This is a genomic window from Virgisporangium aurantiacum (assembly GCF_016863635.1).
Classification (GTDB): Bacteria; Actinomycetota; Actinomycetes; order Mycobacteriales; family Micromonosporaceae; genus Virgisporangium; species Virgisporangium aurantiacum.
Genome location: NZ_BOPG01000017.1, coordinates 99228 through 113726 on the forward strand (window position 1 = coordinate 99228; position 14499 = coordinate 113726).

A 14499-nucleotide genomic window follows, 5' to 3' on the forward strand; every position below is an offset into this window, starting at 1 on the left:
GTGCCGTCGGTGATCGTCGTCGGTGCCGGCCCGGTGGGCCAGACGGCCGCGCTGCTGCTCGCCCGCCGGGGTGTGCCCGTGGTGGTGCTCGACGCGCGGACGGCCCGCGACCCGGTCGGCTCGCGGGCGATCGTGCAGCAGCGCGACGTCATCGACATCTGGGACGCGGTGGGGGTCGGCCGGCGCGTCGCCGCCGAGGGCGTCACCTGGCGCACCGCCCGTACGTACCACCGCGACCGGGAACTGTTCGCGGTCGAGTTCGTCGACAGTGGACGGTCACCGTTCCCGCCGTTCGCCAACGTGTCACAGGCCCGCACCGAGGAACTGCTCGACGAGCGGCTGGCCCGCACGCCGCTGGCGGAGGTGCGCTGGAGCCACCGGGTCACCGGCATCGCGCAGGACGCCGAGGGCGTCACCGTCACCTGCGACACGCCCACCGGCGAGCGCACCCTGCGCGCGCCGCACGTCCTGGTCTGCGCCGGCGCGAAGGCCGACGCGATCCGGGCCGATCTCGGCCTGACGTTCGACGGCGAGACGTTCGACGACCAGTTCCTCATCTGCGACCTCCGCACCGACCTCCCGGGGTGGGAGACCGAGCGCCGGTTCTACTTCGACCCGGCGTGGAACCCCGGCCGGCAGGTGCTCGTGCACCCGTGCCCGGGCGGCACGTTCCGCGTCGACTGGCAGGTGAACCCGGACTTCGACCTGGCCGGCGAGGAGGCGTCGGGCGGGCTCGACCGGCGGATCCGGCAGATCGTCGGCGAGCGGCCGTACGAGATTCTCTGGCGCTCGGTCTACCGGTTCAGCTCCCGGCTGGTGCCCCGGATGCGCGTCGGCCGGGTGCTGCTCGCGGGCGACTGCGCCCACCTGGTGTCGCCGTTCGGCGCGCGGGGCCTCAACTCCGGTGTGCAGGACGCCGAGAACGCCGCGTGGAAGCTCGCCCACGTCCACAATGGATGGTCGCCGGAGTCGTTGCTGGAGACGTACCACCTCGAGCGGCACGCCGCCGCGGTGGAGAACCTCACCGTCACCGCGGCGACGATGCGGTTCCTCGTCCCGCGCACCGAGGCCGACCGCGCCTACCGCCGCGACGTGCTCGACCGCGCCGCCACCAACCCCGCCGCCCGCACGCTCGTCGACTCGGGCCGGCTCGCCGAGCCGTTCTGGTACGCCGACTCGCCGTTGACCACCCCGAACCCCCGCTACCCCGCCGCCGGCCGGCCGCCCCGCGGACAGGTGAACCCGCCGGCGCCCGGTGTGCTGGTGCCCGACGTCCCGTGCGGCGACGGAACCCGGGTGCGGGCGTGGGCCCGGCGCCCCACCTGCGACCCGGTCGTCCTCGACCACGCGACGGTCCCGGAGGTGCCCGACGGCGAGGCCTGGGTGCTGCGCCCCGACGCCCACATCGCCGCGATCGTCGACGCCGGCGACCCCGACGCGATCGCGGCCGCCGTCCGCCGCGCGACGGGCCTACCGGCAGCCTGACCGCGACCGGTCGGGACAGCCCTACGCCGGGTCGGGTGCTGACCGGCGTGATCGGGACAGCGGTCCCGGCAATGGTTACGGGCATGAATGTTGTGAAGGCAGGCGTCCTCGCCCTCCTGGCGACGGTGGCAACTGCGGTGCCCGCGGGCGCCGCGACCGACGGTGGCCCCACGAACCGCGGGGCGGTGGTCGACAGCACGTTCCTGTTCGGCCTGGAGCCGAAGCAGGTCGAGGACTTCCTCACACCGGTCGGTGTGTACGTGCCGCAGGCGCGGTACGGCGTCGACGCGCACCGGGTGGTGTACCAGACCGTCGACGTGCGCGGCCGGTCGACCACCGCGAGCACGCTCGTCGTGCTGCCGCGCTCCGGCGACCGCCGGTTGCGACCGGCCGTCTGGCTGCACGGAACCCAGTCCGACAAGGACGGCGCGCCGTCGGTGAGCGAGTGCTGCGACCGCGCCGCGGGCGTGCTGTTCGCGTCCCTCGGCTACGCGGCCACGGCGCCGGACTATCTCGGCCTCGGCGCGGGGCCGGGCACCCATCCGTACTTCCACAAGGAGACGATGGTCAGCGCGTCCGTCGACGCGTTGCGGGCCACCCGGAACTTCGCCGCCGGCGGAGCCGGCAGTGCCGGCAGTGCCGGCGGAGCCGGCAAGAGCCGCACGGTCGGCGGCAAGGTGTCGGTCGCCGGTTTCTCGCAGGGCGCCAACGGCTCGTTCCTGCTCGCCCGGGCGCTGCAACGGGGGGCCGACCGGAACTTCAGCCTCGGCGCGCTCGCACCGATCAGCGGCGCGTACCACCTGTTCGACGTCGAGTGGCCGGCCGCGCTGACGGGAGACGTGGAACCCGCGGCGGCGACCTACTACCTCGCCTACATCACGGTTGCCTGGAACCGGATCTACCACCTGTACGACGACGAGTCCGAGGTCTTCCTGGGCCCGTACGCCGGACGCGTCGCCGGTCTGTTCGACGGCACGCACAGCCTGGAGGAGACACAGGACGCGCTGCCGAAGCGGCCCGGCGACCTCATCCGTCCGGAGTGGGCGCGGCAACTGCTGCACCCGACCGGAAAGCTCGCGCTCGCCGCCCGCGCCAACGACGACGCGTGCGAGCGGTGGACGCCGGCGGCCCCGGTGCGGATGTTCGGGGCGCACGGCGACCCGGAGGCCGTCTACGCCAACAGCGAGCGGTGCTACCGCAACCTCCGGGGCAGGAACGCGGACGTCACGCTGACCGACGCCGGCGACGTCGACCACATCACGTCGCTGGTGCTGTCGGTCCCGCACGTGGCGACCTGGTTCGCCGAACTGATCTAGCTGACGGGGAGGCGGCCCCCGCCGGGTGGTTCGGACCGCGCGGGGGCCGTCATCGTGCTGTCGCGCGCCGTCAGCCGCGGTGCGAGCAGCGTGGACTGCGGCGGGTGGACGCCGCCCAGCTTGCACATCAACAGGTCCACCGCCCGGATGCCGACCTCCTCGGCCGGGATCTGCACCGACGTCAGCGCCGGCACGGTGCGTTCGGCGATCTCCTCGGGGCAGATCGCCACCACCGAGATGTCCTCGGGCACCTTGCGACCGAGGTCGCGCAGCGCGGCCAGCACGTGCTCGACGGCGGCCTCGTTGTGTACCACCAGGCCGGTGACGCCGGGCTCGGTGGCCAGCAGCTCGGCGATGCGCCGCCGCACGGCGAGCGGGTTCTCCTCGCACGGGCCGGCCACCGCCCGCACGCCGTGCGCGGCGGCCGCGTCGAGGAACCCGGTGCGGGTGCGGTGCGCGAACCCGGTGCCCCGCTCGTAGACGGCGTGCGGCGCGCCGAGCAGCGCGACCCCCCGGTGCCCGAGGCCGGCCAGGTGCGCGACGCACTCGGCGCCGGCCCGGTGGAAGTCGAGGTCGACGCACGTGAGCCCGGCCGCGTCGGCGGGGAACCCGATGAGCACGCTCGGCCGGGCCAGGTCGCGGAGGAACGGCACCCGCCGGTCGTCCATCTCGACGTCCATCAGCACAAGCCCGTCGACGAGCGCGCTGGCGGCGACGCGACGCAGCCCGTCGGGGCCCTCGTCGGCGGTGACCAGCAGGACGTCGTGGTCGAACTGGCGCGCGGCGGTGACCACCGAGACGGCGAAGCGCATCACCACCGGCAGGTGCATGCCGGCCCGCAGCGGCAACACGAGCGCGATGACGTTCGACCGGTTGCTCGCCAGCGCCCGCGCGCCGGCGTGCGGGTGGTACCCGAGTTCCCGCACGCTGGCGAGGACGCGCTGGCGGGTGCTCGCCGAGATCGACCGCTTGCCGCTGAGCACGTACGACACGGTGCTCGGCGCGACGTGCGCGTGCCGGGCCACCTCGGCGATCGTCACCGGCCCGGCCGGCGGCCGCCGCCGTCCCGCGAATGCGGCGGTCATGCCGGGTCCCCACTTCGTGGTGACCCGCCCTGACCGGGTGGGCTCTGCCTCATGATGCCCTCGCTCCGCTCGGTCATGGCGTATCCACGGTGAACGGGCCGTCGGCATGGTCGGCCGGACTGTCCACTGTGAACGGTGGACTGTCCACTGTGAACATCAGCTCGCGCAACCGCGTGTCCGGCTCCTCGAACACCACGTAGAGGTCGCGCCGGCCGAGGGCGCCCAGCACGGGGACGCTCACCGCGGACCACTCGTACGGCCCGCCGACGCAGGTGACGGTCGCGGTGGCGATCACCGGCCCGCCGAGCGGGTCGTCTAGCCGCAGCGTCACCGCAGCGGTGCCGGCGTGGGTACGGGCCAGCGCGAGCCGGCACGACCCCGGATCGGACCCGAAATCCGTGTCGTGGAAGGCGATCCAGCCGCCCGGCTCGGTGGCGGCGACGGCGTCACCGGCCGACGTCGCCGCGTCGACGAGCGTCACGCCGGCGTAGTCGTCGTGGTCGACCGCCCGGGTGACCCGGGTCGGATCGCGGGGCGGGATCACGGTTCCGTCGACGAGCACCGACGTCGACAGCCGCGGCTCGGTCGCCGATCCGCCCACGAACACCTGGTGCGGCGACTGCTCGACGTGCCGGGCGCCCCGCGTCACGTCCCAGATCGCCAGGTCGGCGGCGCGGAGCGGAAGCTCCACGACACACCGCTCGCCCGGCGACAGGGCGACGCGTCGGAACGCCCGCAACCGCCGCAGCGGCTGCTTGACCCGCGACCGGAACTGTCGCGTGTAGACCTGCACGACCTCAGAGCCGGCGCGGTCACCGGTGTTGGTGACCTCGACCGAGACGGTGACGGCCCCGTCCGGAGCCATCGAGCGCGACGAGAGCGTCAACGACGAGTACTCGAACGTGGTGTAGCTCAACCCGTGCCCGAACGCGAACAGCGGCGCGCCGCGGAAGTACTGGTACGTCGCGTCGGCCGCGATGATGTCGTAGTCGAGCAGGTCGGGCAGGTCGGCCGCCGACCGGTACCAGGTCTGGGTGAGCCGCCCGCCCGGGTTCACCGCGCCGACGAGCACCTCGGCGAGCGCCGCGCCGTACTCCTGCCCGCCGTGCGCCGACCACAGGATCGCCGGCGCGCCGGCGGCGACCGCGTCGAGCGAGTACGGGTAGCTGCTGGAGATGACGAGCACCGTGTTCGGGTTGGCGTCGAGCACGGCCCGGACGAGCGCCGCCTGGTCGGCCGGCAGCGCGAGGTCGGCGCGGTCCTGCGTCTCCCGGCCGTTGACCATCGGGTGGTTGCCGACCACGACGACGGCGACGTCGGCCTCCCGGGCCGTCGCGGCCGCCGCCGCCCGCCCGTCGACGACGAGTTCCACCGTGAACGGGGTGGCGTCGTCCAGAAGAGCGTCCGCGCGCAGGATGCCCTCGGCGTCGACGCGCACGTACCGGTCGCGGGCCAGGTTGCGCAGCAACGCCCGGCCCCCATCGGTGCCCGTCAGCGCGAACGTCTCCCGCACGATCCAGCCGCCCGGGCCGGTGCGGTCGTTCACGAGCGTCCCGTTATCCTCGGCACCGACGTGCCGCCCGTTGGCGACGGCCCGGAGCACGACGGCGTCCTCGCCCCAGTCGAAGACGTCGAACCAGGTGGCGGCGCCGGCCGCGGCGCCGGCGCCATCCGGTACGACCACCAACGGCTCGCCCTCGCCCCGGTCGGACGCGACGACGTGGCCGGCCGGCGTCCGCAACGCGACCCGGTCGACGCTCTCGTGGAACGTGACGGACCCGGCGCCGAGCAGGTCACTCAGACCCGCCCGCGGCGTGACGGCGTACGGCAGCGTGCCGCTGTACCAGTCCACGTGCAGCGTGTCGGCGAGCGGGCCGAGCACCGCCACGCGCCGCAGCCGGTCGCGGGAGAGCGGCAGCAGCCCGTCGTTGCGCAGCAGGACGATCGACTGCCGGGCCGCCTCGCGGGCGAGATCCTGGTGCGCGGCGCAGTTGATGACCTCGGCGGTGATCGCGGCGTACGGGTTCCGCTCGGGCGGGTCGAACTCGCCGAGCCGGAACCGCACCGACAGCACCCGCCGCGCCGCGGTGTCCACATCGGACATTCGCAGCTCGCCGCGGTCGAGCGCGTCGGCGAGCAGCCCGACCGTGCGGGCGGCGTCGCTGTCGTGTTCGGTGACGCTGTCGACGCCGGCCCGCACCGCCGCGGCGAAGCCGGCGACGTCGTCGGGCCGGTAGTGCTGCGACCCGGCGATGTTCGACACGCCGCCGGCGTCGCCGACCACCAGGAGGTCCCCCGCGAACGCCGCGCGGAGTTCGTCGTTGATGAGCGGGCTCAGGTGCGCCGGCCGGTTGTTCACGAGGTTGTAGGACGCCATCACCGCGACCGCCGCACCGGCGGCGAGCGGGATGCGGAACGCCGGCAGCTCGTACTCGTGCAGCACGCGCGGGCCGAGCGTGCTCGACGTCGTGTCGCGCTCGGTCTCGTTGTTGTAGCCGAGGAAGTGCTTGAGCGTCGGCGCGGTGCACAGGTACCGCGGGTGGTCGCCGCGCAGGCCCGTGGCGTAGGCGGTGGCGACGACGCCGGTGAGCCACGGGTCCTCGGCGTAGCCCTCCTCGTTGCGGCCCCAGCGCGGGTCCCGCAACGGGTTGACGACCGGCGCCCACACGTTGAGGCCGGCCCGGTCCGGGTCCTTGTGGTGGAAGCCGCGCACCTCCGCGCCGACCGCCGCGCCGATCCGCTCGACGAGGCCGGTGTTCCAGGTGCTGGCGAGCCCGAGCGCCTGCGGGAACACCGTGGCCGGGCCGAGCCAGGCGAGCCCGTGCAGGGCCTCGGTTCCGGTGCGGAACGACCCGATGCCGAGCCGGGGCACGGCCGCCTGGTACTGGTGCAGCAGCGCGAGCTTCTCGGCGACGGTGAGCCGGCCCAGCAGGTCGTCGATGCGCGCGGGCAGCGGCTCGTCGGGATCGCGGAAGAGCTCGGGGGGTCGCTCGCTCAGCTCGCTCAGCTCGGTCACGAGAGTGCCTCTCTCGGTCGTGAACACCTCAGCCGATGTCGAAGCGCTTCGACGACACCGACGCCGAGAGGCGCGGTTCGCGTCTCCGCAACGACGGTTGCCGTTCGAAGCGCTTCGACAACGGACTGCAGGTATTTACGGTGTTCTTAGCGGTGGTGTGGCGCGGCGCGTGTTTCGGGGGTGTTGCCGCTGGCTTTCGAGGCTCGCATTGGGAGCGCTCCCAGTCAAGTCCCGCTGGGTCTTGGAAGTAGACCACCGTCGAGTTCGTCGAGCAACCGGGCGGCGCCACCGATGGCCGCCGCGTCGGCGCCGAGGGCCGAGGCGACCAGCCGGCAGCCACCCCCGCCGGGCGCGATGGAGCCGGCCGCGAGCTCGACCTCGGCGGCGGGCAGCAGCCACGGGGCGAGCGCCACGTAGTGCCCGCCGAGCGCGACGACCTCCGGATTCAGCAGATTCACGGTGGACGCGAGCGCCCGCCCGACCCGTTGCCCGGCGCGACCGAGCACGTCGATGGTGGCCCGGTCGGCCTTGCGGGCCCGGCGCACCACCTCGTCGACCTCGGCGGCCAGGTCGAGCACCGCACCCTCGCCGGCCGTCTCCGGCCGCACCTGGCGCACGATCGCCGCCGCGCCCGCCACCGCCTCCAGGCAACCGCGCCGGCCGCACGGGCAGGCCGGGCCGCCGGGCTCGACCTCGAGATGGCCGAGTTCGCCGCTGTAGCCGAGGCCGCCGCGCACCAACCGGCCGTCGAGCATGATGCCGGCGCCCACGCCGGCCGCATTGGTGACGTGGATGAGGTTCGCCGTGGCGGCGTGCGCGCCGAACCGGTACTCGGCGAGCACGGCGAGGTTCGCGTCGTTCTCGACGACCACGTCGTAGCCGGGCTTGCGCAGCGCGCGGGTCAGCTCGCCGCGCAGGTCGACGTCGTGCCAGCCGAGGTCGCTGGCCAGCCGGACCGTGCCGTCGGCGTCGACCAGGCCGGGTACTCCGACCGTCAGCTTGAGAACCTGGCGCCCGGCGGCCGTGAGCCGGTTGACCGCGCGACCGACGACGGTGGCCACCGCACTCGTGAGGCGGCCGGGACTCGCCGGACCGCCCGAGCCGCCGGCTGCGCTACCACCAGCCACCGCGCGCCGCCACGACAGCAACTGCTCGCCGGCGAGGTCGAGCGCGACCGCGGTGACCTGGTCGGCCGCGATGGTGACGCCGAGGCCCGCGTACGCGGTGCCGTCGAGCATGAGCATGGTGGCCGGCCGGCCGATGCGGTGCTCGGTGAGGCCGGACTCGCGCACCAGCCGCCGCTCGATGAGATCGGCCACGAGGCTCGACACGGTCGCCTTGTTCAGCCCGGTGACCGCCGCGATGTCGGCGCGCGAGCAGGGCGCGTGGCGGCGGACATGGCGCAGGACGACGGCGAGGTTGGTGGCCCGCACGTCGGCGAAGTCAGCGGGCTGCGGCCCGTGCTGCGCAGTGATCACGTTGTGGCCCGTCTGTCCTTGCGTGTGCGGTGTTCGGCTTGACCATCATGCCGCATGTGCCCCGGCCTCCGGGCCAGCCGACCGGTCCCTTGTGGAACACGAAAAGTTTCGTCTAGTTTGTTTAATTGCCAGACGAACTAACTGTAGGGCATGACACCCCCGAATCACATCCAATATCGAAGGGAGTGCGCCGTGACTCCACCCGTCGCGGGCGCGTCGACCAATCGCCGGAGTTTCCTCGGCCTCATCGGCCTCAGCGCCGCCGCCATGGCCGGCGGCGGCGTTCTCGCCGGATGCAGCGAGAGCGGAAGCGGATCCGGCAGCGCCACAGACACCGACAAGCTGAGCGGCGTCCTGCCCAAGCAGCAGAACATCTCGCTCGACATCAAGCCCGACATCACCAGCACGCCGCCGATCGCCGACGGCTACACCACGTTCCCGTCCTCGTTCAAGAAGGTCATCACCGAGAAGCCCGGCAAGAGCGGGCAGAAGATCAGCGCGATGACGCCCGCGTGGGGCCCCGCCCCGCCCGGGCTCGGCTCGAACGCCTACTACGACGCGATCAACAGCGAGCTCGGCATCCAGGTCGACTTCAGCATCCAGGACGGCAACACCTACGCCGACAAGCTCGGCGCGATGCTCGCCTCCCGCGACGTGCCCGAACTGCTGTGCATCCCGGGCTGGGAGGTGAACAAGCTCCCCCGGTTCACCGACGCGGTCAAGTCGCTGTTCGAGGACCTCACCGACCACCTCTCGGGCGACAAGGTGTCGGCCTACCCGATGCTCGCGACGTTCCCCACCGGCGCGTGGCGCGAGGCGGTGTGGAACGAGCGCCTGATGTCGGTGCCGAACCCCACCGACGGCGCGTACCCGTGGGTGCTGCTGGCCCGCAAGGACCTGCTCGACGCGGCCGGCCAGCAGATGCCGAAGAGCGGCGCCGAGCTGTACGAGCTCGGCAAGAAGATGACCGACCCGAACAAGGGCGTGTGGGCCTTCGACGACATCTTCCAGATGGTCCAGATGCTGTACAAGGCGCCCGGCTCCAAGGAGGGCTGGGGCGTTGTCGACGGCAAGGTCGTGCACAAGTACGAGACCCCGCAGTACAAGCAGGCCGCCGAGTTCATGGCCAAGCTGTACAAGGACGGCCTCATCCACCCCGACGTCGTGGCGTCGAAGGGCGCGGACAAGAAGACGCTGTTCGCCAGCGGCAAGATCGCCATCGTGCAGGACGGCATGGGTGGCTGGCAGCCGCTGCAGGCCCAGTACCAGAAGGTCACGCCGACGCTGAACATCCAGCCGGTGCCGAACTTCTCGGCCACCGGCGGCGACCCGCTGATCTGGCGCGCCGACGACCCGATCTCGTACACGTTCGTGAAGAAGGGCCTGAGCAAGGACCGCGTGCAGGAACTGCTGCGGGTGATGAACTGGTGCTCGGCGCCGTTCGGCACCCAGGAGTTCCTGCTGCGCGAGTACGGCGTCGAGGGCAAGCACTGGAAGAAGGGTGCCGGCGGCGTGCCCGCCAAGGAGGACCTGTCCTTCAAGGAGATCCAGAACCAGTACTTCTTCATCAGCGGCCGCAACCCGGTGGTGCAGCCGTACCCGGAGACGCCGAACTACGTCAAGGACATGCTCGGCTACTCCAACACGAACGTGAAGTACCTGGAGAAGGACCCGTGGGACGGGCTGAAGCTGGAGTTCCCGGCCAGGTTCAAGTCGAACATGGTGCCCACGGAGGACAAGATGACCGACGTCGTGCGCGGCCGCCGGCCGCTCAGTGACATCGACGCCATCGTGGCGGAGTGGCGCACCAACGGCGGCGACGAGGCGCGCGACTTCCTGGCCAAGGCGCTGTCCGACGCGGGTCGATGACCACACGCGAAACCGTCGGGGCACCCGGATCGGACACCGACCGGGTGCCCCCTCGCGCACCTGCGCCGCCGGGGCCGAAGCCGAAACGCGAGATCCGGCGGAGGATGCCGCTGCGGGCCCGGCTGCGGCGCGACTGGCCGCTCCTTCTCATGTGCGCCCCGGCGATGCTCCTGCTGCTGGTCTTCCACTACCTGCCGACCGTGGGCAACGTGGTGGCGTTCCAGGACTACAACCCGTACGCCGGCGACTCGCCGCTGCAGGCGTTCCTGCACAGCACCTGGATCGGGTTCGGCAACTTCGAGACGCTCTTCCATACCGAGGGGTTCTGGGAGGCGCTGCAGAACACGCTCGCCATCACGGCGTTCCAGCTCGTGTTCTTCTTCCCGCTGCCGATCGCGCTGGCGATCCTGCTGAACAGCCTGGTCTCGTCGAAGCTGCGCGCGTTCATCCAGAGCATCGTGTACCTGCCGCACTTCTTCAGCTGGGTGCTGGTGGTGACGTTCTTCGTGCAGATGTTCGGCGGCGCCGGCCTGCTCGCGGAGGCGTTCCGCGACGCGGGACTGCGGCCGTGGGACATCATGACCAACCCCGACACGTTCATCGTGCTGGTCACCGCCGAGGCGGTGTGGAAGGACATCGGCTGGGGCACGATCGTGTTCCTGGCCGCACTGTCCATGGTGGACCAGGAGCAGTACGAGGCGGCCGCCGTCGACGGCGCCGGCCGGTGGCGGCGGATGTGGCACATCACGTTGCCGTCGCTGCGTCCGGTGATCGTGCTGCTGCTGATCCTGCGCCTCGGTGACGCGCTGACCGTCGGCTTCGAGCAGTTCATCCTGCAGCGCGACGCGGTCGGCCGGCAGGCCGCCGAGGTGCTCGACACGTTCGTGTACTACCAGGCGATCGCGAACCAGCAGTTCGGCATCGGCGCCGCGGCCGGCCTGTTCAAGGCCGCCGTCGGGCTGGTGCTGGTGCTGCTCGCGAACAAGGTGGCGCACATGCTCGGCGAGCAGGGGGTGTACTCCAAGCGATGACCGTACAGACGATGGATCCGGTCCGCCGGAAGCGGCGACCCGGCCGGCCCGCCTGGGAGGAGCCGCCGACGGCGGTGGGCCAGACGGCCAAGACCGTCGTGCTCGCGATCGTGGTGCTCGCGGTGGTGTTTCCGCTGTGGTCGATCGCGGTCACCAGCGTCTCCTCGCGCGAAACCATCAACGAGACCGGCGGGATGGTGGTGATACCGCGCGACTTCGACCTGTCGGCGTACATCACCATCTTCGCCGGCGGCCAGGTGACCAACGCGGTCTGGATCAGCACGCTGGTGTCGGTGGTCGGCGCGGCGTTCAGCCTGACGCTCACCGTGCTGGCCGCGTACGGCCTGTCCCGCCCCAACTCGGTCGGGCACCGGGCGATCCTGTTCTACTTCCTGATGACGTTCCTCATCTACCCGGGCATGGTGCCGAGCTACCTGGTCGTCACCGCGTTCGGCCTGAAGGACAACATCTGGGCGCTGGTGCTGCCGAGCGCCATCAGCGCGTTCAACCTCGTGGTGATCCGGGCGTTCTTCATGAACGTGCCGCAGGAACTGCTCGACAGCGCCCGCCTCGACGGCGCCGGCGAACTGGGCATCCTGTGGCGGATCGTGCTGCCGCTGTCGAAGGCGGTGATCGCGGTGGTCGGGTTGTTCTACGCGGTCGGCTACTGGAACGCGTTCTTCACCGCGCTGCTGTACATCGACGACAACGACAAGTGGCCGGTGCAACGGCTGCTGCAGAGCTACATCCTGGCCGGGCAGACGCCCAACGTGTCGGGCAGTTCGGTCGGCGTCTCGATGCCGCCGACGCTCGCCATCAAGATGGCCGTCGTGATCATCACCGTGGCGCCGATCGTCGCGGTGTATCCGTTCGTTCAGCGGCACTTCGTGAAGGGCGTCATCGTGGGTGCCGTCAAAGGGTGACACCGTTCAGCGTTATCCGGGTGGGGGTAAGACGGCCCGGCACCGGTGCGACCGTAACCCGGCGCACCCGTGCCGGGCCGGTCACGTCGACGGCCAGGGTGTCGCCGGTGCGGACGGCGACCACCGACGAGTCGCCGTCCACGTCGTGCAGCACCGTGCGGCCGTCCCCGCCACCCCAACTGACCACGGTGAGGTCCGCGAACGGCTCCGCGCCGATCGCTCCGGTCGGTTCGGTGACGGTGATCAGCGCGTTGTCCCGGACGAACAACGGGATCCGGTCGACGGGCTGGCTCACCCTGATGTACCGGCCGCCCTGTTGCGGCTCGCGTGTCCAGTAGTCGAGCCAGGTGCCCTCCGGCAGGTACACGTCGCGGACGCCGGACGGGTCGACCATCGGCGCGACGAGCAGGTCGGCGCCGAGCCGGTATTCGAGGTCGGCGGTCCAGGCCGCCGGGTCGTCCGGCGAGTCGACGAGGAGGGCTCTCATCATGGGGACGCCCGTGCGCGCGGACTCCACCGCCGCCGAGTACAGGTACGGCATGAGCGCGTACCGCAGCCGCAGCGCGTCGACGGCGTGCCGCTCGGCGTCGGCCGGGAAGTCCCACGGCAGGCGGCTCGTGGTGCCGTGCAGGCGCACCAGCGGCGACAGCGCCCCGAACTGGCTCCAGCGCGCGTAGAGGTCCGGGGTGGGCGTCCCGTGAAAACCGCCCGCGTCGTGGCTCCAGAACGGGACCCCGCTGAGCCCGTGCGACAGCCCGCCGCGCAGCGTGCTCGCCATGCCCGGGTAGGACGCGTTGACGTCACCGCTCCACTGGGCCGAGTGGCGCTGCCCGCCGAGGAACGACGACCGCGCCCACACCATGCCGTGGCCGGCGATCTCGCGCGTCGTCTTCGAGACGATGTCGTTGAACAGCAACGTGTAGACGTTGTGCAGCTCGACGCCGCGCATCCCGTTGTGTGCCACCGCGTCGACCGGCACGCCCTCGGCGAAGTCGGTCTTGAACACCGCGACGCCCTGACGTAGCAACGCCCGCAGGTCGTCGGCGAACCACCGGACGGCAGCCGGGTTGGTGAAGTCGATGATGCCGCAGGCCGGGTACGACCCGTGCCACACGTCGGCGACGTAGACGCTGCCGTCGGCCTTCTTGAGGAAGTGGTCGCGGTGCTTGTCGAACGCCGGGCTGCGGTGGCTGACGTACGGGTTGATCCAGAGACAGACCTTGAAGCCCTGCTCCGTCAGCGCTCTCAGCATGGCTTCCGGGTCGGGGAACGTGTTCGCGTCCCATTGCAGATCGGACCAGTGGCCGTCGACCTGCCAGTAGCAGTCCAGATGCAGGACGTCGCAAGGGATGTCGCGGCGGCGGATGTTCTCCGCGCGGGCCATCACGTGCTCCTGCGTGTCGACGAAGAAGCCCGACGAGATCCAGGTGCCGAACGCCCACTTCGGCGGCAACAGCGGTGCGGTGGTGAGCATGTCGTACCGCTGGAGCACGTCGGCCGGCGTGGGGCCGGCGAGCACGTAGTAGTCGATGAGGTCGTCGGGAACGAGGATCTGCACGCAGCTGTGCGTCGACTGGCCCATGTCGAACTCCACCGGCATGCCACTGTCGACGAGCACGCCGTAGCCGACGCTGGAGAGGTAGAGCGGCACCGCCTTGTGCGACCGGTCCGACTCGCTGCCGAACGCGTCGAAGTTCCACATCAACGCCCGCTGGCCGCGCTTGTCGAGCCTGGTGAACTTCTCGCCCAGCCCCACGAACCGCTCCAACGCCGGCGCGACGAAGCTCTCGTGGTACGCCGCCACCTCACCGCAGGCCAGCGACCGCCCGAACGGCAACGTACGCACCCGGCCGCTGATGTCGCGCTCGCCGCGGTCCTCCTCCAGCAGGGTCCGGCCCGACGCGTCGACGAACCGCAGGTGCCACGGATCGAGCGTGATCTCCGCCGTGATCGGTCCGGCGCCGATCCGCACCGTACCGTCACCGACCTCGACGACCGCCGGGTAGGAGCCCGGCCGCACGAGCGCGATCGCCGCCGCACTCCGGCTGCGTGCGTCCGGCTCGGCCGAGAGCCGCACCCGGATGACCCCCTCGCCGGCGGCGCTGACCTGCGCGATCAGCGACGAGCCGTCGGACGTTGTCCCCTTGAACGTCGCGCCCCCGGCGTCGGTGCCGAGCACCTCGGCCCTGGTCAGGACGGACGGCCCGGCATCGCCCGGCCCGCGCACGGGCAGGTCGGGCGGATCGGCCACGAACGTTTCGAACGGCACCAAAGGCGGACGGTACGGCATGCTTTA

General features: G+C 71.7%; 9 protein-coding genes. 5 read left to right on the forward strand and 4 right to left on the reverse strand.

Features of this window, described 5'->3' with window-relative positions:
• Window positions 1-1485 carry an FAD-dependent monooxygenase gene (locus Vau01_RS14420; protein WP_203992123.1) on the forward strand — a complete coding sequence of 495 codons (1485 nt, stop codon included), beginning with the start codon at window positions 1-3 and terminating at the stop codon, window positions 1483-1485.
• 83 nt (window positions 1486-1568) lie between these two features.
• Window positions 1569-2801, forward strand: a complete 1233-nt coding sequence (locus Vau01_RS14425) for a lipase (protein ID WP_203992125.1) — start codon at window positions 1569-1571, stop codon at window positions 2799-2801.
• Here the strand turns inward: Vau01_RS14425 and Vau01_RS14430 are convergent.
• The 3 genes from Vau01_RS14430 to Vau01_RS14440 form a co-directional block, all read right to left on the reverse strand.
• Entirely contained in the window at window positions 2798-3886 is a 1089-nt protein-coding gene (locus tag Vau01_RS14430; protein ID WP_203992127.1) for a LacI family DNA-binding transcriptional regulator, read from the reverse strand. The genes Vau01_RS14425 and Vau01_RS14430 overlap by 4 nt on opposite strands.
• Window positions 3887-3959: 73 nt before the next feature.
• Window positions 3960-6902: a glycoside hydrolase family 3 protein gene (locus Vau01_RS14435; protein WP_203992128.1), complete on the reverse strand. Its 2943-nt coding sequence runs from the start codon at window positions 6900-6902 to the stop codon at window positions 3960-3962.
• 224 nt (window positions 6903-7126) lie between these two features.
• Complete coding sequence (locus Vau01_RS14440) at window positions 7127-8380, reverse strand: ROK family transcriptional regulator (protein ID WP_203992130.1); 1254 nt, start codon at window positions 8378-8380, stop codon at window positions 7127-7129.
• A gap of 192 nt (window positions 8381-8572) precedes the next feature.
• On the opposite strand from Vau01_RS14440, the gene Vau01_RS14445 reads away from it, so the two are divergent.
• The 3 genes from Vau01_RS14445 to Vau01_RS14455 are packed head-to-tail and all read left to right on the forward strand — an operon-like array spanning window position 8573 to window position 12203.
• The gene (locus tag Vau01_RS14445; protein WP_239151579.1) at window positions 8573-10249 is read left to right on the forward strand and encodes an extracellular solute-binding protein; all 1677 of its coding nucleotides are present in this window, start codon (window positions 8573-8575) and stop codon (window positions 10247-10249) included.
• Window positions 10246-11280, forward strand: coding sequence for an ABC transporter permease (locus Vau01_RS14450; protein WP_203992135.1), 1035 nt, complete (start codon window positions 10246-10248; stop codon window positions 11278-11280). Before Vau01_RS14445 ends, Vau01_RS14450 begins: the two co-directional genes overlap by 4 nt.
• Complete coding sequence (locus tag Vau01_RS14455) at window positions 11277-12203, forward strand: carbohydrate ABC transporter permease (RefSeq protein WP_239151580.1); 927 nt, start codon at window positions 11277-11279, stop codon at window positions 12201-12203. Before Vau01_RS14450 ends, Vau01_RS14455 begins: the two co-directional genes overlap by 4 nt.
• On the opposite strand, the gene Vau01_RS14460 is transcribed toward Vau01_RS14455, so the two are convergent.
• On the reverse strand, window positions 12193-14472 hold the full coding sequence (locus Vau01_RS14460) for a TIM-barrel domain-containing protein (protein WP_239151582.1): 2280 nt from the start codon (window positions 14470-14472) through the stop codon (window positions 12193-12195). The two genes, Vau01_RS14455 and Vau01_RS14460, sit on opposite strands and share 11 nt — an antisense overlap.
• Window positions 14473-14499: the final 27 nt, after the last annotated feature.